This is a genomic window from Clostridium sediminicola (assembly GCF_050402865.1).
Lineage (GTDB): Bacteria > Bacillota > Clostridia > Clostridiales > Clostridiaceae > Clostridium_AF > Clostridium_AF sediminicola.
In genome coordinates, this window is record NZ_BAABMF010000002.1 from 220,331 (window position 1) to 240,569 (window position 20,239).

Sequence of the window (20,239 nt, forward strand, 5' to 3'; positions counted from 1 at the left end):
CACCGCAAGATAGTCGCCAGCTCTATAATATTATACTTTAGAATTATTTTTTAAAATCTACTTTTTTGTATAATCAAAGAATCCTTTTCCAGTTTTTCTGCCTAAAAGACCTCCTCTAACCATTTTTCTTAATAATGGATGAGGTCTATATTTAGGATCACCAAATTCTCTATATAAAGTTTCCATAATTGCTAAATTTACATCATTACCAACTAAATCAGCTGTAGCTAAAGGTCCCATACCGTGACCAGCTCCTAATTTCATAGCTGTATCAATATCTTCTGCTGTTGCAACACCATCTGCCAATATACCTATAGCTTCATTCATCATTGGAATAAGTATTCTGTTAACTACAAATCCTGGAGCTTCTTCTACTTGAACTGCAGTTTTTCCTAATTTTTCTACCATACTAAATATCGCTTCTTTAGTTTCTTCTGAAGTCGCTATTCCTTTGATAACTTCTACTAATTTCATAGCAGGCACTGGATTGAAAAAGTGCATTCCAATAACTTTATCCGGTCTCATTGTTGCACTTGCAACCTCTGTTATTGAAAGTGAAGATGTATTAGTAGCAAGTATAACTTCTTTATTACATACTTCATCTAACTCAGCAAATATTTTTTTCTTTATTTCCATATTCTCTACAGCTGCTTCAACAACTACATCAACATCAGCAGCCATTTGAATATCAGTTGTTCCAGTCAATCTTGTTAGTACCATTTCTTTTTCTTCTTCAGTCATTCTACCCTTTGTAACACTTCTACTCAAATTTTTGTTAATCATTGATAATCCTTTATCAACAAAATCTTGTTTGATATCTCTTAAAATTACTTCAAACCCCGCTTGAGCCATTACTTGTGCAATTCCAGAACCCATAGTTCCTGCACCTAAAACAAATATTTTCATTTTAAATCCTCCTTAAACTTAATACATTAAATTATTTTATATATTTATACATTGTCTTTAATAAATTCTTAACACAAACAACACACAACTATTTCAAGCAACTATCATGCCAAAACATTAGTTTTGTGCAATTTTAACTTAAAACCATTTTTGTTAATTAATTAATTATCAAACTTATATATATTTATAATGAGTTATATTTTATCCATATCATTTCTATACTAAATTAATGTTTAATTCTTTAACATGTATATTTTTTTTACAATCAATCTTCTTTAAAGATATCTTCCTTTAGCACCTCGATAAATTTTTCAACTTCTATAGGCTTTAGTTTTTTAACAAGAATTTTTGATAATGTTTTACTAGCTAATGTTTTAAATCTTTCTTTGTCCTCAGGCATATTAACTTTAATTTTTAAATCCATCTTTCCTTCCCCCAACAAATTAATTATGCTTTTTCCTTAAAATTTTATGTTATATTTTTACATTTAGCTATTATAAATATATTAAGATCAAAATCATATTATTTGTATTTTTATATGTATAAACAAAAACAAAACTGCAAATGAGGTAATAAAATGAATGTAGCAATTTATAGTAGGAAAAGTAAATTTACATGCAAAGGCGAATCTATAGATAATCAAATTCAATTATGCAAAAATTATATTAATAACAGATTGAATGATAAGAATATAGCAGAACTTTTTATTTACGAAGATGAGGGTTTTTCTGGCGGAAATATGAATAGACCTCAATTTCAAAAACTACTAGAAGATGCGAAGTCCAAAAAATTCAATATACTTATATGCTATAGATTAGATAGAATAAGTAGGAATGTTGCAAATTTTTCATCCACATTAGAAGTGCTCCAAAAATATAACATCGATTTTATAAGTATAAAAGAACAATTTGATACAAGCTGTCCTATGGGACGTGCAATGATTTACATTGCATCAGTATTTGCTCAACTAGAAAGAGAAACTATAGCAGAAAGAATTAAAGATAACATGTTAGAACTATCGAAAACAGGAAGGTGGCTGGGGGGCACTCCCCCTCTCGGTTATACCTCAAAACCAATAACATTTTATGATGAAAATATGAATATTAGAAAAATGTCAAAGCTGAAACAAGTTCCAAAAGAATTAGAAACCGTAAAACTAATATATGAAAAATACCTAGAACTAAAATCACTTACCAAAGTAGAAACTTTTATGCTCCAAAATAATGTTAAGACTAAAAGAGGTTCTAAGTTTTCAAAAACAAATCTAAAAATAATCCTCTCAAATCCTGTTTATGTTAAATCAACTAACAATGTATTGAATTTTCTTCAAAATAAAGGCATTACTACATGTGGTGTTCCCGACGGTATCAGCGGAATATTAACCTACAATAAACAAAAATCAATCACAAATAACTCTGGTAACATAGTAAGAGTTTCTCGTGATATATCAAAATGGATTGCCGCAGTAAGTATCCAAAAAGGTGTTATTAATTCAGATGACTGGCTAGACGTCCAGCATATACTAGCAAAGAATAAGAAAGCATTCCCTAATCAAGGCAAAACTCATAATGCACTTCTAACAGGTATTCTTAAATGTGCTGAATGTAAAAGTCCAATGCAAATAGCACATGGTCATATAAGCAAAAAGACAGGGGGAAAAAATTACTATTATGTGTGTCCTTTAAGAAAATCTTCAAAAGGATTTCTTTGTAATAATAAAAATGTGAAAGTAGATGAATTAGACGCTAAGATTAAAATCTTTTTACAAGAAAACGCCTTTGATAAAAAGAAATTATTAAATAATTTAATAACAGATAATATAAAACTTAGAAGAAAAAATATTCATCTTAGCAAAGTAGAAGTATTAAAAAAAAATATTGAAAATAAAGAAAAAGAAATCCAAAACTTATTAGATACGCTAGCTATTGAAAATGATTTATCTCAATTGATTACAAGTAAAATTAAGAGTAGAAAAGATGAAATTATTCAATTAAAAAAAGAAATCCTACAAATAAATAATAATGAACCTAGCTTATCATTTACTGAAACACTAACAAACCTTTGTTCCATAATTGACTTTTTCACAATTACAGAGCAAAAAGAATTAATAGAAGCATTAATAAGCAAAATAACTTGGAACGGAACAACTGGAGAAGTTACTATTTTCCCTATTTGCTAATTACATTATGGTTATTCCACAAAAAGTAATTTAGTTGAACTTACTTTTTGTGGTTTAACCACATTATAATTTATGTTATGAAATTTCATTTATTAAAATATCGCAATTTCAAAATATTAGCACCAGCATCTAATATAGCTTCATAACAAGATTGACATGCTCCAGCAAAAATAACTAAATTATCATATCCTGTTTCATAGCTTCTTAAAATAGAGACAGCTTGTACAAAGAACTTAGAGTTAGTGTAATTATCAATATTCATATAATCTGTTGCGTTTTTTACGATAGAATCATGCCCTGTAAGAACAACAATATCAGGCCTAAATTCTTTTACAAGTTCTAATACTTGTTCTGGTTGCTTTTTCTCAGAAATAACTTTACCAACAGCTTCAATATTTAACTGGCTATAAGTTTTCAAACAAACTTCTAAGTATTCAGCATCTCCATCTATATGAAGTATTTTACCTGGTCTTCCAAACAACATATTATTTTCTGTTTTTATATTCTTTATACTTTTAGCACTCCTCATTTGCTTTGGAGCAGATGCACTTGTACTTCTATTCATCAATATTTTCTTTATGTTTTTATTAATTTTGCTATCGAACACTTCATCATTATTTTTCATACATTCTTTAGTAGCAAGTTCTAAATCAGTTTCAGGGGAATCAGCTATTATCCTGAGATTTATTCCCTTTAAAATATAAATTGTTTTTTTTCCATCTTCCTTTGTATCTATAATTTTAAAGGTTATATCTTTTCCATAAGATCGTCTTACAACTATATCTCCAATATCCAATAAATCCTCTCCTAAAAAGTCATAATATATACTATGATTTATAGTAGGGATAGGTTACTGATTAGTTTTAAGTTTTTCTTCTTCACCAAAGTAAGCATCTTTTAAATTTTCATAAAATATTGCAGTGGATGTTTGTATATATGGTGTTAACCATAAAAAACCTATTCCTAAAGATATACACGATAATATCCACCATCCTATAAAACTTAAATATAACAAAAAAAGTTTTATTTTGAAACCTTTCATCATTATTTTACTTTGTTTAATACAATCCATTATATCGTAATCATTGTTATCAACATAAATATAGTAAGCTAATTTGTATCTAAAAATTATAATAGTACAAATAATAAAAGCTATTATTGATACTAAAAATATTATAATTCCAAAGCTAATAAATATTCCAAAAGATGATTCAAAATTTCCAACTGAGTTCATACCCTCATTAAAACCAGTAGTCATAATTATAATAGTAATAATTATAACGGAAATTATAATAACAGGTAACATTATTGCAAGCCACCATAATACAGTAAAAATACTTATTACTAAATTTAATAAAAATGATTTACCAAACCTTTTAAATCCACTAAATAAATTTTCTATTCTAATATTATTCTTTCTAATTATGTTCAAGAAAAATCCTGATAAACCATATATCAACGGTCCAGCTATAACCAAATTAATAAGTTGATTGAGATTTAAAATTAATTGTGATGTACTAGTTTGATTTGCATATTGATTGATATCATTATAGGAACTCAATAGTGTAAAATCTCTTAAAATATTGATACTTGTAAATCCTCCAATAGTAATTGATATAGAGCTTAAAAGTATAAAATATATAAAACATACTAAAATAGCAGTTCCCCATCGACCACTAAGAGAATCCAAAGCCTGTCTTTTAATCTCTTTGATTTTCATTATTTTTGATTTATCGAATTGCATATTTTCCAACACTTATACCCTTCCCCCTTCCAACATTTTGGGATAATTAATTATAATTCTACATTAGTTAAATAAATATAACAACATTGATTTTATTAAACCTTAATGTTTATTACACAATAAAACCATGCAAGAAATTTTCTTCTTACATGGTTTTTTTCTATTCGTTTTGTTCATAAGTTTTTTTAAATTCCTCAATGAAATTACTATATTTTTCTTTTTCATCGTCTAATGCCTTAAGTTTCTTATATAAAGTCTTTGTTCCCCAATTAATTTCGTTATAATAATATCGGTTAGACAACCTCCAAAATCTTTGAGGGAATAATAAAAATGCAAACAGAACTCTATACTCTTCCTGTTTAAGTGGAGTAATTTTATTGTAAGTATCAATAATTAAATTACAATATTTTATATCCCAATCTCTTCTTTTTAATACTTTGATCAAATAATTAGAGATATCATAAATCCTTAACTCTCTTTTACAATAATCAAAATCAATTACATTTACATCACTATCATCGCCTATTATTATATTATGATAAGTGTAATCATGATGACAGAAACTCTTTTCTTTTTCAGTAAAATCACATAGTTCAATATAATTTGAACTATCCAATACCTTCATTGCTCTAATACCATACCCTTTGTAAAATTCCATATTTTTCATGTATTCAAAATCAAAGTCCGTTTTTCTATGCCTCTTCCTACACATATTTTTCATTTTATCTAAAGATCTAACTCTCTTTTGCATAAGATGTGGCCATCTACCTAAATCTGTTTTCAATTTACTATTTTCAGGAGGATCATATCCTTTAGAGGCAATATGCATAAGTGCTAAGTTTTCAGTAGCAATAACTAAGTCCTCATCATTATGAAAATCACACTCTCTCCCTTCTATCCATTCAGATAACGTGTAAATATCCTCGTTTACAACTGCAAAAGGTTCCTCTTCAGTATTCACTTCATATCTATCAATATTTCTAAAACCATTATTTATTAGATGTTCTTTTGCTGCGTAGACAAAATAAAGTTTTTGAACTCCATAATTAATTCGTTTTAAACATTTCTTTCCTTTATTTGTTTTTAAAAGATATACTCCTTTTTTAGGTTTAATACTCTCGATATGGATATCAAATTGTCTTTCTATTTCAAATTCTCTCATCATCTTTATCACCTCCCTATAAAACTATATGTATCTAATTTGATTTTTAGAATAACTAAATATATCCGATCAACTGATTTAGCACATTTTATTTACTCACGTAATATACTGTATTAAAGTTTATTATTCGAAGGGAAAAAAAATGAAAATTGGAATAGATGGCCGTGCTGCTTATTGGTATAGAGGTACTGGAATCGGAACTTATACTTATGAGCTTATTTATTCTCTATCAAAATTTAATAAAGAAGAATTTATAATCTATTCGCCCAAAGATACCATTGCTAAGTGTTATAAAAATAGTAATTTAAAATATAAGTACATTAACCAATACTCTAAAAATATTTTTTGGGAAGATGTGAATAATCCTATATATATAAATAATGATGTGAGTATTTTTCATACCCCTCAAAATGGCATCGGTTCTCCATTTAAAGAAGATTGCAAAAATATAATAACTCTTCATGATATTATCCCAAGTAGAATGCCTGAAACCGTAAGTGATTGCTATATGAATATTTATAGAAAAGAAATGCCTCGAATATTAGAAAAAACCAATGGAATAATTACAGTGTCCCAATTCTCAAAAAATGACATTATAAAAGAATTCAACTTTCCAAAGGAAAAAATATTTGTAACTCATTTAGCAAATGAACATATATATAAAAGATTAGATACAAAGAAATGCAAAAGCATCTTAAAAAATGAATACTCTATATTAGGAAATTATATCCTTTACGTAGGAGGCTTTAGTCCTAGAAAAAACATATTAGGGTTAATCAATGCATATAGCATGTATATTGCTCAATGTCCAAATTCTAATACAAAACTTTTAATTGTAGGACATAAAGGCAAGTCCTATAGTATATATAAGCAACGTGTTGAAAAACTTCATTTATCTGATAAAGTTATTTTTACAGGATATATCCCTGTTAAACATATGCCTATATTTTACAACGCAGCTAAAGTTCTTGTTTACCCTTCCTTCTATGAAGGTTTTGGTCTCCCACCGTTAGAAGCTATGTCATGTGGAATCCCTATAGTATCTTCCAATGTCACTTCTATACCCGAAATCATTGGAGATGCTGCTCACTATATTAATCCATACAATACCGATGAATTATTTCTTGCTATAAAAGAAGTTTTAAATAATAATGAACTCCGAAATAAATTGGTTAAAAGAGGATTTGAGAAGTGCAAGGAGTATACTTGGAAGAAAACAGCTCAAAAAACTTTAGATGCGTATAAATCTTTATGTACCTAAAAAGGAGCAACTCAAAATTGAGTTGCCCTATTTTACTATCTCATCTAAAATTTCTTTTTTAACTTTCTCAACATCAGGCACATAGCTCTTAAGTAATTTCATATTACCCTTTAATTTATATTCACCTAAAGTAGCAGGAATTAAAATACTATCTCCCATATTGATTTTTTCAACTCCATCTTTAGAAGAAATATCACCTTCACCTTCAACACAAGTAAAAATATAAAACCTTTCTAAATCTGAAGACTCAATACAAGCATCAGTAATATTATACTTTTCTAAAGAAAATTCTTTGCATAAAGATATAAATGTCTTTGTATACCCTTCTCTTTGAATTGTTAATCCATCAGATTTCTGACCTTTTAAACTTAAATCTATAACATCTAAAGCCTTCTCTACATGAATTTCTCTACCTCTGTTATAATCGTAAAATCTATAAGTAGTATCACTATTTTGTTGAATTTCTGCAATTACTATTCCTGGTCCAATGGTATGTATTAATCCACTTTTTATAAAATACGTATCACCTTTTCTTACTTCAACAACATTCATATACTCTTCCAAATTTCCTGATTTCACTGCTGATCTTAGCTCTTCTTTAGTGCATTTATCTTTCAATCCAACGATTAATGTTGCGCCTTCTTTTGCATCTACAACATGCCATACTTCCGTTTTTCCCATATCATTTTCTACTCTTCTACCATATTCATCATCTGGATGAACTTGAACAGAAAGCTTATCGCTTGTGTTTAAAAATTTTATCAATAAAGGAAACCATTCTTTTGAAATTTTAATTCCAACTAAATCACTCCCAAATTCATCTATTAATTCTTTAAGAGATTTACCTTTTAAAAACCCATTCTCAACTATACTCATTCCATTTTTGTGACAAGCAACATCCCAACTTTCTCCAATATATCCTTCCGGTAGATTGCTTCTAAAAGCTTCTAAATCCCTTCCTCCCCAAACTTTTTCCACATAATAATTATCAAATTTTAATGGATACATAATTTACCTCCTAATTATATAATCGTGTCCTATCGCTAAATAATAAAAACATATAAATATTTTTTCCTTGATAGTAAATCATTTTCACCCCTTAGGGTCTAATTTGTTCCCATATAGTCTAATAAAATACCACTTATATAAATATGTATTTAAGTATTTTGTGAATTAACCATCTATATATATTTTATAACATATATAATGGTTATTCCACAAAAAGTAATCTAGTTGAACTTCGACCACAATATATAGCGTCAGAATGCATCAATCTGTGGTAAATATTGTGGTCGATTTTAGTTCAACTTACTTTCTGTGGTTTAACCATATAATAGCAAAAACAATATACTATTAAACAATAAAAAGAATTTAGCATATATATTTTGCTAAATCCTTATAATCTATTAAACTAAATATTCATTTTAGATTTATTCTAATTTTTGCACTTCTTATTGTACTTCCAAATTTACCTGAACATTTTTTTCCCATGCTTCTTTTATCAATTGTTCAATTTCTTCTCTATCTAAATCAGTTGTTTCATAAGTTGCAATGAGAATAAGCTCTGATTTTTCGTGCTTTCTTTCAGTTTTCTTCATAGTTATATAAGAAGATGCTAAATCCACCTGATACCAAGCTTTACCATCAAAAATGTCTCCTTTTATTCTAAAGAATTTTTCTTTTAATTCTTCAATAAATCTTTCAAGATGTAACTTATCTATTGCCATATTTGTTTCTACTTTAAATGTCTTTAATTGATTCAAAGGTGTATTTGTCGATGGCATAGGAGCCAAACTCAATGTCACAAGTCCTTTATTCTGGACTTCATGCTCAAAGCTTATTTTTACATCTTTTTTCTCTTCGGCTTCTTTTATGCTATTCCAAAATTCATCAGTTAATTCACAAAAACTTGTTTTGTGTATACTTACGTTTGCATTTATATTCTTGATTTTATTTATAATTTTTTCAAGCCTATCAGCATCAACTAAATCAACCTTGTTTAATACAATAAAATCACTATACTTTACTTGTCTTTCAACTGCAGGCAAAACTTGAACTAATTCTAAAAAATTAGTGCTATCTACAAGAGCTATAGTACCTTTATATTCATATAAGTCACCATAATTTTTTGTAATAAGTTCTAAAATTGTTTTAGTATTTGAAGGATCTCCAATACCTGAAGATTCCACAAAAACATGATCTAAAGGATATTCTCCCATTTTACCTAGTGCATCAATAAAAGCTCCTTTAAGACAAGAGCAAAATATTGCACCATTGTTAATTTCAACTAATTCATCACTTTCACTACCAACTCTATCTCCGTCTACACTTTCACTTCCAAACTCATTCATTACTATTCCTATTTTGTCATCTTGGAATTGCTTTAATAGTAGATTTAAGAAGGTAGTTTTCCCTGCACCTAAAAATCCTGTTATAAAATATAGTTTTATTCTTTTTTTCACCATATCTTTCTCCTTAAACAAAATTTATTTAACTTAAATAATTATTAGAAAAATATTAATAAAAAGAGAAGCAATGCCATTAAACTATGGATTGCCTCACTATATATTACAAATTAAAATTTAATTCTCTGAATTATGCTACAATTGATTTAGCAACATCTGCACATGTAGCAGCATCTGGAGTATAATAATCTGCTCCAATTTCCTTAGCAAAGTTATCTGTAATTGGCGCTCCACCAACCATTACTTTAACCTTATCTCTTATTCCTCTTTTTTCTAACTCAGCAATTACTTCTGGCATTCTACCCATTGTAGTAGTTAACAATGCTGATAAACCAACAATGTCTGCTCCGCTTTCAACTACAGCATCTACGAATTTTTCTGGCGCTACATCAACACCTAAATCAATAACCTCAAATCCAGCACCTTTAACCATCATAGCAACTAAGTTTTTACCAATGTCATGAAGATCACCTTTTACTGTTCCAATTACGAATTTCCCTAATGGCTCAACACCATCTTCGGCTAAAATTGGTTCTAAAATTTTAAGTCCAGCATTCATAGCTCTTGCAGCAATTAAAACTTCTGGTACATATACTTCATTTTTCTTAAACTTTTCTCCAACGATACTCATTGCAGATAATAATCCTTGATCTAATATTTCTTTAGGATTACATTTTTCGTCAATTGCTTGTTGAACTAAAGCTTTAACTTTCTTTGCATTACCTTTTTGTAACATTGCTGACATTTCTTCATATAAACTCATACCATACACTCCTCTGATTTTAATTTATATTTATTCTTCCAAAAATAAATAGCTTAATTTAAAATTATAATCTTTTATCTATCTCTTTAATCAAATCTGCTTCGCTAGGAATAATATTGTCAAATACTAAATCATTATTGATTAGCATTGCTGGTAAATTTACAACTCCCAATTTCATTGCTCTTGCAATACCAGCTTTAGATTTAACTAAACTTTCTCTATAATCAACTTTACCTTCATATTTAGGTAATACTCTTCTAACAGACTCTAACATATATTGACAAGGTGCACAACCTTCAGAATCTAAAGTAATAATTTCGATAAATGCTTTACCTTGTTCTACAACGATATCTTCAAATACTTCTTCTTCACCGTCTTCTTCTAATTGTCTATCCGTTGTGAAGTTATCTAATGATGTAAATTCTCCTCTAACATATTGTGAAATAGCTTTTATATTATCAATTGGAGTATCAAACGGCATATCACATCCTGGAGATAAAATATATCCTGGTGATCCACCTGCAATCTCAATTTCTTTTTTAACTTCTTCAACGTTTTCCATTGGAGAACCAAATAACATTTTAGTTGTTAATGGAAGATTTCCACCTATTGATACTTTATATTTATCTGCTAATTCTCTAGCAAATGCCAAATCAACATTTTCATCAAATGCAAGCCCATCTGGTTCAGCTTGACACATTAATTCAAGACATTTTGTAGCATCTCCACAACAGAATGTAGTTACTTTAAGACCTAATTCTTTAACATAGCTATTTAAATCTTTTAAGTAAGGAGAAACAAATTCTTCAAAATGATCTGGAGAAATTTGTGTTACCATTGGATCTACAGTAGCAATAACATGAACTCCTGTAGTAGAATACATTTTAGCAAAATCTTTAGCTACTTGATTACTAAATTCCATTACTTCTTTAACTTTATCAGGATCCATTATCATATCCATAAATAGGTTTGTACCCATTAAATGAGATGCTAATGTGAAAGGTCCACATATTAATGCATAAAGAGCAGTCTCATCACCGATTTCTGCTGCAATTCTTCTAGCTGCTTCTAATACTATTGGATATCTTCCATCGTTTTCAGTAGGTAATTTTAAATCTTTAACTGATTTTTCTTCTAATATGTGAGAAGTTACTGACGGTGGGTTATTTGCCGCCCATTTAATATCACAACCTAAAGCTTCTGGCTCTATTTGAAGATCAAAAGCTACTGGTAATCCATCTGGTTTATATACTTCATTAGCCTTTAAAACTCCTGCGACAATATTATCAACGCTTTTTAAATAAGCCTCTGCATCCATATCAAGTAAGTTTGCTGTTTGAACTCCTGCATAAGGTACCCAAGGTGTTCTATCAACTGTTTCAAAACTAAGTGCTTTTAATACTCTCTCTTTACCGTTCATGATATACCTCCAACAAATTTATTTATATTATATTTTTTACTTGTTTATAAATATTATTATTGTTACCGTGCACAAATATAATATATCACTTTTAAAGTAAACGTTATTATAATTATTTTATTATTTTTGTAATATTTTTAGTGTTTTAAATAAATAGACTATAATTCAAAAAATTGTGATAAAATTTTAAAAAAAGAACAAATTTAAAGGGGTCTTAATTATGCCAAGATTAAATAATCTATGCTATGAACCAAGAAAAAAGATTGTTTTTAACTCAATTGACTGTTATGAGGATAGCCCAATTTATGACCATACCTCTGAATTATTTGAAGAGATAAAGTCAAAACTTCCCGATTACATATCCCCAACAGGAATATATTCAATTACAGATATTCCACAAAATAATTATTTTATTTTACCCAAGTGTTATACAAAAGTATGTTTATGCTATGTTTCAATAGGTCACAAAATAATAGATGTTATAAATAACTATTTTAATGAAGCGGAATATCTTGAAGGAATGTTATTAGATTCTATTTCTGATGATATATTATTCCAATATAGCAATAAAATGAGAGATCACATAGAAAAACTTTCATCAAAAAATAACTACGGACTAAGTAAAAGAATCTCTCCTGGTGATAATAATTATCCTATGGAATATACAAAGTTTATAGTGGATGAATTAGTAAGGTTAGAAAATCCATCCGAACATATATCTTATACAGATTCATATATGATTAAACCTGTAAAATCATTAGCATTCATGTATGGATTAGGGCTTAACTTAAAATCAGAAAAAGACCACGATTGTAAAAGCTGTACAAATATAACTTGTAAATTTAGGGAGGTATAATTATGCAAATCAAAGCAAAAGTCATCTATGGAAATACTGAAAAATCTATTGAAGTAGATAGCAATATGAATTTACTTAGCAATTTATTAAAGAACGATATAAAAATGGAAAGTCCTTGTGGAGGAAAGGGGATTTGTGGAAAATGTAAAATTAAAATTTTATCAGGTTCATCACTCCCTTCACAACAAGACAATAAATTTTTTACAGAGGAAGAACTAAAATTAGGATATAGACTTGCTTGTACTTGTTTTCCTTCTGAGGATATAACTATTCAGCTAGATAAAAATTATTCAGAAAGTTATGAAATATTAACAACCGAAAAAATCCAAGAAATAAATGACAACGATTTTAGAATCATGATTCATGAAGTACCAATAAAGGATGATTTGCTTGAAAAAACAAATAACATTACATCATATATAGATAATTATTTAGGATCAAAATTTCAATATTCTCTTAGTTCATTAAACAAAATTTCTAACTTATTAAAAAAAGATATTAATACTATTAGCTCATTATTTGTAAAAACTTCTAGAAAAAAAGTTATTGATATCTCAGATAAAACTATCTACTCTTATGGTGTTTCCATAGATATAGGTACTACAACATTAGCTCTTTCTCTAATAAATATGACTAATGGTAAAATAATTAACAATTATTCTATTATAAACCCTCAACAAAAATTTGGATATGATGTTATTTCAAGAATTCAATATGCCTCTGAGCATGAACAAAATTTGAATTTTATAAGTGATACCATTATTACAACCCTAGATGATTCAATAAGAAAGCTACTTACTTTAAGTAAGGTTGATAGAGATTATCTAGATTGTGTTGCTATTGCCGGAAATACTACAATGATTCAATTGCTTTTGTCTTTGGATTCTTTTTCTATTAGTGTATCTCCATTCACTATGGTAACTGATTGTACAATGGCTCTTACTTATAGAGAAGTTTTCAATAATAAATATATTGATGCAGAAGTATTTTTACTTCCAGCTGTTGCTGCTTATGTTGGTGGTGATATAACTTCTGGAATATATACCACTGAAATGTATAAGGATGATAAAATTTCTATACTTTTAGATATTGGTACTAATGGCGAGATGGTTATCGGTAATAAAGATTCTTTGATGTGTGCTGCGACTGCTGCTGGTCCTGCTTTTGAAGGCGCTAAAATCAAACATGGAATCGGTGGTGTAAAAGGTGCTATATCTGCTGTGAGCTTGTCAAATAAAACTATCGAAACAATAGGAGATAAGGCTCCAATAGGTATATGTGGAACTGGAGTAGTTGACATAGTAAGTGAATTCATTGATAATGAAATTATCGATGAAACTGGTTACTTAGAACCTGAATATTTAGACGAAAATGAAGAATTTTTCATTGCTAAGGATTCAAAGGGTAATAATATAAGTTTTACACAAAACGATGTTCGTGAAATTCAATTAGCAAAATCCGCTATATTATCAGGAATTGAAGTTTTAGTAGAAAGTTATGGTATAGATTATTCACAAGTAGACAAAATATACTTAGCCGGTGGCTTTGGGACAAAACTCCACATGAACCAAGCAATAAACATCGGTCTTATACCAAAGGAATTAAAAGAAAAAATAATTCCAATAGGTAACTCATCACTTGATGGAGCTATAAAGTTTTTACTTAACAAAAATGCTTTTACACATTTAAATAATATTATACAAAAAACAAATTATATAGAACTATCTTTGAATCCTGATTTTAATAATAAATTTGTAGAAAACATGATATTTTAAGATAAACAATATTTTACGGAGGTAATTTCATGGAGGGGCTATTCGGTACAGATGGTAAATTAAACCAATTAATAATAAAAGAAGCTTTGTCAACATTCTATTTTTCTACTAATGTACCTGTATTTGCTATTAATGAAAAAGGAGATAGAATTGCCAGTTCCGAGGGTAACTACGATTTTTGTAAAGAATTTAGACTTTTAATTAACAATCAAAATATTTGTAAGCAAATTCATTTATATAGCAGCAAGCAATCTGTGCAATGGGGTGAAAGTTATATTTTTACATGTCCTGCTTTTTTAGTGCATATTTCTGCTCCAATTGTTTATGATGGAATATTTAAGGGTGCTCTAATTGCAGGTCCTATTCTTTTAAATGATGTAGATGACCTTATTGTTAGTGATATAATACAAAAATATAATATCTCTTTAGACAAAAAAAATGTTTTAGAAAAACTCATAAAAGACATTCAGGTTATATCCCCAGTTAGAGCAAGATATTTAAGTAAAATGCTTTTTACTGTTACTTTAAATATGTTAGACGAAGAAAAATTCAAATTGAGAGAAAGAAATGTGGTATTACAGCAACAATCTAAGATTAGCGAAAGTATTCATTCAATAAAAATAGAGAAAATTTCTGATTCATATCCTTATCAAAAAGAAAGAGATCTTTTTACAAAAGTTAAACTTGGTGATGAAGTTGGCGCAAAAAAAATATTAAATGATTTATTAGGTCATGTTTTCTTTTCCTCAGGAGGAAAACAAGAAATAATAAAAACTAGAATTTTAGAATTATTCTCAGTATTATCAAGAGCTGCTGTTGAAGGTGGCGCATCACTAGATACAATCTTTGGTATTAACTTTAAATTTATTAGTAAACTAAGTAAATTAGAAAGTATTGAAGAATTATCATATTGGACATTAAATATTTTGGACAGATTTACTGAGAATGTTTTTAATCTTCCAAGTATGAAAAATTCTGAAATTATAAAAACATCATTAAATTATATCAATGAACATTATATGGAAGATATATCTTTAGATACAGTAGCCAATTTTGTACATTTGAATTCATCGTATTTTTCTTCACTCTTTAAATCCCAAGTTGGAGAAGGTTTTTCTGACTATTTAAACAAAGTCAGAATAGGTGAAGCAAAAAAATATCTGAAAGAAACAGATTTACCCATTCTTGAAATTTCTATGATGGTAGGTTACGAGAGTCAAAGTTATTTCACTAAAGTCTTTAAAAAAGTTGCTGGTAGAACACCCAGACAATATCGAAACAGCTAATTTCCGTATGGAATTAGCTGTTTTGATTCTTAAGTGAACCCTTATTATCTCGAATTAATAAATACGCCTGAAATTATAAATGTAGCAGCTAGAACACTTATTAATGTGATTTTTTGACCAAGTATAAAAAATGCAAGAATCATAGAAAAAAGTGGAACTAAATTTATATATAAACTAGTTTTGCTCGGACCAATTTTTTTGATAGAAATTTGTTGAATTAAATATCCAATAACAGAAGCAAAAATCGCCATATATATTATCGAACCCCATCCTTTAATAGTTGTGTTGCCAATAATTTCCCATGGTTTTTCGCTAATCATAAGCGGCATTGTTACAATAGCACAAATTGAAAAAACATAACTCGTTATTTTTAATGGACTATATTTTTCTCCTGCCTTTTTAGATAATATTGCGTAAACTACCCAAAACAACACTGCCAACATCATGAGTAAATCACCTTTATTGAATTTCATACTAATCAACTTGGCAAAATCTCCATTTATAGTAATTAAAACAACTCCAGTAAAAGCTAAAAGTATAGCTAAAATATTTTTTGAATTAATTTTATCCTTTAAAAAGAATGCAGACAACAAAGTAGTTATACAGGGATTCGTTGCTCCTATTAAGGCAGAATTTACAGGTGAAGTAAATTTAAGTGACATAAAGAAAAACAAATGATATCCTACCATACCAGTTAAACTCATAGCTACTAATAATTTTAAATCTTTCTTTTCAATTTTCCAATTGCCTTCGTTTTTAAGTAATAAAGAAGCAATTACTATTGTACCTATAAAGAACCTTAGAAAAATAAGAGTAAAAATGGGGAATTCTTCAACTGAAAACTTACCCGCTATAAAAGCTCCCGCCCAAAACAATGCTGCAATTACCATGCTATTTTTTTCAATTAATAATTTGATGTAATTTTTTTTATTAGCCTTCGCTATTTTTTCCAATAAGAACACCCCTTTTTAATAAAATTCAGAATCAAGATTTATCTCTTTGTATTTCCTACAACATAAAAATTTGCAAACATAAACAATGTAGCTAATATTGCAAGTATTTTAAATGAAAATATTAATGAATATGAATCTCCTAATTTACCCACTAGAGGAAAAATAACTATCATAAAGAAACTGAAAACCATACTTTGAAAGGATATTATCGTTGCTCTATTTTCACTTGGAATTAGCTTGTTTATATAATCCGAAGTGGTTACAAATATTATTACTTCCACGGCACTCATAATTATAAAAAATACACTTTGATACTTTGTAATAGCTGCTCCCCATGCACATATTACAAAAACCAATGGCATTATAATTAATATTCCTTTTTCTTTTAGTATTTTCTCAATAACATGAACCTTTGAGGCAACTAAAGCCGAGATAATAGATGTTACTGATAAAATTATTCCTATTTTAAATTCAGTATACCCACCAGTTTTCCAATAGTTTTGTAAATAGAAGAAAAGACTAGTGCAAAAGGCACCAATAACTTCACTAAAAATTATTAAGAACCCAATTTTCATATTTCCTCTTATCACACTAATACTATTTGTCAGTTGATTCTTCAGCACTTTGATAACATTATAATCTTTTTTATTTTCTTTTATAATTATTGGTTCTTCAAATAACGTAGCTTCAGAAAATGTTACTACTACAAATACTGCACTTAACCAAAATGTGAAAAAGTAACTTTTAGTAGCCAAATATCCGCCAAGCAAAAATGCACATACAGAACTAATTTGCATCACCATTTCATTTTTACCATTAACTTTAATAAAGCTATCTTCTTCCCCTAGCTCTTTTAGTGAATCATAAATCAATGCCTCACCTGCACCAGATTCTAGATTATTCCCAAGAGCTTGTATAATAAACGATAATGCAAACATATAAAAACTATTAGAGTAAATTAATAAAATAGTACTAATAAAAGTACCTACCCTACCAAGTACTCTGCTGACTTTTCTTCCAAATATATCTGCAACCGCACCTGTAGGCACTTCCATTAAAAATGATGTTATATGATATATTCCTTCTAGCACGCCAAGTTGTAATAATGACATTCCCTTAAAAGCTAGATATATCATCCATAACCCTTGAGTTAAGTTTAATCTTGATAAAAATATAAATATATAATTTAATTTAATATTATTTTTTAGTTTATCCTTATAATTCATTGTTTTACCCCCATATATAGTTGACAGTTTTCAGTGGTCAGTTAACAGTGTAAAAGATACCCACTTTAACTTACCTCTTAAATTTATTTATCGACCTTTTTTGGGGATAAAGCACAAAATAAAAAACCTGCACAGAAAAACTGTATAGGTAAATAATCTTTAAACTATTATCACATGCAATTTTTCCTTATGACAAATTCATTATCATTCTATTTTTAGACGCACCTATCCCCGTGTGCCTAAAAATGAATGTTTGATTTTGAACTTCATTCAAAAACTCTAAACAATTAAATTTGCTCATGAAGTAAATTGCACCGCCTTTATATGTAATTTATAATTCGTAATACATAATTATGCATTACATAAATAAATATACCATACCTATATAGTAAAATAAAGATTAAACCTATATATTTCCATTACTTTGTACCACAAAGAATATTATTGCAATTATTGTTATAATGGATAAAACTAATAATATTACTTTTAAAGCACTTACCGGGGCTTCACCATCTACTTCTCTATTTCTAAAGAATCTCTTAGTAAATCAACGAAAACTAACGTAGAAAAGGTTATCAATTGATATTTTTTTAACAATTAAACATTTACATGACCTTAAAAAAGGTTTGTTTCTACCATATAATAAGTATATAATTAAGACATAAAAATATTGAGGAGGAATTTTATTATGAGTATAAACGAAAGAAAAGCAGAAATGTTAAAAAGATATGTAAAAGATTCTTTGATGGAGAAATTCAAATATACTGCTGAAAAAGCTGATAAAAAGGTTGAATCGTCTAATCTTCTAGAATCTTTAAAAACTAATTCAACAGCCATAAGATTTTTTGATGCAGAATACTGGGCTGGGCAAATATCACTAAATAATATTTAATTTTATCTATAAAAGTAAGTCTTGAGACCTTGAGATGACTTGCACTTTAGATATATTTTTAACAATATTATATATTAATGTATCTAAAATCAGGCCTAAGGGACCTGTTTTTTTATTCTATATCTTTTATAAACATCATACAATTAAATAGTTGCACTAAACTTAAAATAAAAAAGGGAGGTACAAGGTTTCTACTTAAAGTTAATTAACTTAAAAATGTTAATTTAACCAGAAACCATATATTTATGATGAAAAAGATATTCTATTTACTGCTTTTAATTTTTATTCTCAATTTAAACCTTATTACTGCGCATGCAGCCCCATCAAATACTAAAACTGTAAAATCAAAAGTTATTAAAATTATTTCTACTCCTGAGACTTGTACAGATCTTTCAGATGAAAAAAACATAATCAGCGAATCTCAAATAATCCAAGTAAAAATTCTTGAAGGAAATCATAAAAATGAAATACTTCAACTTCAAAGTGGTGAATTCATTTTAGATTTAGGAGATATAGTTAATTTATGTATTGGAGAAGAAAATGGCACAATAACATCTGCTAATGTTTATCAATTTGTACGTACCAAGTTTACACTTTACATAATAATATTTTTTGCTATTATAATGCTTTTAGTTGGAGGATTAAAAGGCTTAAAATCTATAATAACTCTTGGATTTACCGCTTATAGTGTATTATTTGTTTTACCAAAACTTATAATAAAAGGTTATAATCCAATATTATTAACTATAGCATTAGCTTCATTAATAACTATACTTACTTTAACCATTGTAAATGGCTTTAACTCTAAAAGTTACGCTGCCATACTCGGTACCATTGGAGGAGTAATAATTTCTGGATTAATATCCGTTTTTATGGGAAATATACTGAAATTTTCAGGGTTGGCTGGTGAACAACAACGTGCTTTAATGTATATACCAAAAACTTCTCATATAAATTTTTCTCAATTACTCTATGCTGGTATTTTATTAGGAGCTCTTGGTGCTGTAATGGATGTTTGCACTTCTATATCTTCCGTTATTCATGAAATCAAATTATCAAATAAAAATGCTAATAGTTGGTTTTTGTTCAAATCAGGAATGAGTGTTGGTAAAGATATAATAGGTACTATGTCTAATACTTTAATACTTGCATATGCCGGCGCCTCTATGAGTGTAATCATTACTTTTATGGCTTATGATTCAAATTTAGCTGAGATCCTAAATCAAGAAGTTATCTCCGTTGAAATAATTAGGTCTTTAGCTGGTAGTATTGGTTTGATACTATCAGTGCCTTTAACTGCTTTTATTGCAAGTTCCGTTGCTAAAAAACCACGTACGTAATTCAATCATTA

General features: G+C 28.3%; 18 protein-coding genes. 7 read left to right on the forward strand and 11 right to left on the reverse strand.

The genetic code is table 11. The features are described 5' to 3' along the window. Positions 1-57: 57 nt before the first annotated feature. Together ACQ3F0_RS04810 and ACQ3F0_RS04815 are read right to left on the reverse strand one after the other, a co-directional pair. A complete protein-coding gene (locus tag ACQ3F0_RS04810) occupies positions 58-906 on the reverse strand; it encodes a 3-hydroxybutyryl-CoA dehydrogenase (RefSeq protein WP_428863976.1) in 849 nt (282 codons plus the stop codon). A 265-nt stretch (positions 907-1,171) separates the two neighbouring features. After that, positions 1,172-1,330: a hypothetical protein gene (locus tag ACQ3F0_RS04815; protein ID WP_428863978.1), complete on the reverse strand. Its 159-nt coding sequence runs from the start codon at positions 1,328-1,330 to the stop codon at positions 1,172-1,174. Between the two features lie 153 nt (positions 1,331-1,483). Between ACQ3F0_RS04815 and ACQ3F0_RS04820 the strand changes: the two genes are divergently transcribed. Beyond that, entirely contained in the window at positions 1,484-3,085 is a 1,602-nt protein-coding gene (locus tag ACQ3F0_RS04820) for a recombinase family protein (RefSeq protein ID WP_428863979.1), read from the forward strand. A gap of 85 nt (positions 3,086-3,170) precedes the next feature. Here ACQ3F0_RS04820 and yabG read toward each other — a convergent pair whose 3' ends face one another. The 3 genes from yabG to ACQ3F0_RS04835 all read right to left on the reverse strand — a co-directional run bounded on the left by yabG (position 3,171) and on the right by ACQ3F0_RS04835 (position 5,994). Continuing rightward, entirely contained in the window at positions 3,171-3,881 is a 711-nt protein-coding gene (yabG, locus tag ACQ3F0_RS04825; RefSeq protein ID WP_428863980.1) for a sporulation peptidase YabG, read from the reverse strand. Between the two features lie 54 nt (positions 3,882-3,935). Continuing rightward, positions 3,936-4,841 carry a DUF975 family protein gene (locus ACQ3F0_RS04830; RefSeq protein WP_428863981.1) on the reverse strand — a complete coding sequence of 302 codons (906 nt, stop codon included), beginning with the start codon at positions 4,839-4,841 and terminating at the stop codon, positions 3,936-3,938. 148 nt (positions 4,842-4,989) lie between these two features. Further along, a complete protein-coding gene (locus ACQ3F0_RS04835) occupies positions 4,990-5,994 on the reverse strand; it encodes a CotS family spore coat protein (protein ID WP_428863982.1) in 1,005 nt (334 codons plus the stop codon). 139 nt (positions 5,995-6,133) lie between these two features. Between ACQ3F0_RS04835 and ACQ3F0_RS04840 the strand changes: the two genes are divergently transcribed. After that, complete coding sequence (locus tag ACQ3F0_RS04840; RefSeq protein ID WP_428863983.1) at positions 6,134-7,252, forward strand: glycosyltransferase family 4 protein; 1,119 nt, start codon at positions 6,134-6,136, stop codon at positions 7,250-7,252. Between the two features lie 27 nt (positions 7,253-7,279). Here ACQ3F0_RS04840 and ACQ3F0_RS04845 read toward each other — a convergent pair whose 3' ends face one another. The 4 genes from ACQ3F0_RS04845 to ACQ3F0_RS04860 form a co-directional block, all read right to left on the reverse strand. Then, positions 7,280-8,260 carry a type I phosphomannose isomerase catalytic subunit gene (locus ACQ3F0_RS04845; protein ID WP_428863984.1) on the reverse strand — a complete coding sequence of 327 codons (981 nt, stop codon included), beginning with the start codon at positions 8,258-8,260 and terminating at the stop codon, positions 7,280-7,282. 443 nt (positions 8,261-8,703) lie between these two features. After that, positions 8,704-9,717, reverse strand: a complete 1,014-nt coding sequence (locus ACQ3F0_RS04850) for a CobW family GTP-binding protein (RefSeq protein WP_428863985.1) — start codon at positions 9,715-9,717, stop codon at positions 8,704-8,706. 130 nt (positions 9,718-9,847) lie between these two features. Further along, entirely contained in the window at positions 9,848-10,480 is a 633-nt protein-coding gene (locus ACQ3F0_RS04855; RefSeq protein ID WP_428863986.1) for a corrinoid protein, read from the reverse strand. A 64-nt stretch (positions 10,481-10,544) separates the two neighbouring features. Next, positions 10,545-11,900, reverse strand: a complete 1,356-nt coding sequence (locus ACQ3F0_RS04860) for a uroporphyrinogen decarboxylase family protein (protein ID WP_428863988.1) — start codon at positions 11,898-11,900, stop codon at positions 10,545-10,547. Between the two features lie 220 nt (positions 11,901-12,120). On the opposite strand from ACQ3F0_RS04860, the gene ACQ3F0_RS04865 reads away from it, so the two are divergent. From ACQ3F0_RS04865 to ACQ3F0_RS04875, 3 genes are read left to right on the forward strand one after another with little or no spacing between them, the layout of a single operon-like run. Beyond that, on the forward strand, positions 12,121-12,756 hold the full coding sequence (locus ACQ3F0_RS04865; protein ID WP_428863989.1) for a hypothetical protein: 636 nt from the start codon (positions 12,121-12,123) through the stop codon (positions 12,754-12,756). Positions 12,757-12,758: 2 nt separating this feature from the next. Then, positions 12,759-14,531: an ASKHA domain-containing protein gene (locus ACQ3F0_RS04870; RefSeq protein ID WP_428863990.1), complete on the forward strand. Its 1,773-nt coding sequence runs from the start codon at positions 12,759-12,761 to the stop codon at positions 14,529-14,531. Positions 14,532-14,560: 29 nt separating this feature from the next. Next, positions 14,561-15,817, forward strand: coding sequence for an AraC family transcriptional regulator (locus ACQ3F0_RS04875; protein ID WP_428863992.1), 1,257 nt, complete (start codon positions 14,561-14,563; stop codon positions 15,815-15,817). 44 nt (positions 15,818-15,861) lie between these two features. On the opposite strand, the gene ACQ3F0_RS04880 is transcribed toward ACQ3F0_RS04875, so the two are convergent. Together ACQ3F0_RS04880 and ACQ3F0_RS04885 are read right to left on the reverse strand one after the other, a co-directional pair. Beyond that, positions 15,862-16,770 (reverse strand): DMT family transporter, encoded by a 909-nt coding sequence (locus tag ACQ3F0_RS04880; RefSeq protein ID WP_428863993.1) that lies wholly within the window; start codon positions 16,768-16,770, stop codon positions 15,862-15,864. Positions 16,771-16,808: 38 nt separating this feature from the next. Beyond that, positions 16,809-17,996 carry an MFS transporter gene (locus ACQ3F0_RS04885; protein ID WP_428863994.1) on the reverse strand — a complete coding sequence of 396 codons (1,188 nt, stop codon included), beginning with the start codon at positions 17,994-17,996 and terminating at the stop codon, positions 16,809-16,811. A 688-nt stretch (positions 17,997-18,684) separates the two neighbouring features. Between ACQ3F0_RS04885 and ACQ3F0_RS04890 the strand changes: the two genes are divergently transcribed. Both ACQ3F0_RS04890 and ACQ3F0_RS04895 read left to right on the forward strand, forming a co-directional pair. Then, complete coding sequence (locus ACQ3F0_RS04890; protein ID WP_428863996.1) at positions 18,685-18,888, forward strand: hypothetical protein; 204 nt, start codon at positions 18,685-18,687, stop codon at positions 18,886-18,888. A 245-nt stretch (positions 18,889-19,133) separates the two neighbouring features. Further along, a complete protein-coding gene (locus ACQ3F0_RS04895; protein ID WP_428863998.1) occupies positions 19,134-20,228 on the forward strand; it encodes a YibE/F family protein in 1,095 nt (364 codons plus the stop codon). Positions 20,229-20,239 lie beyond the last annotated feature (11 nt).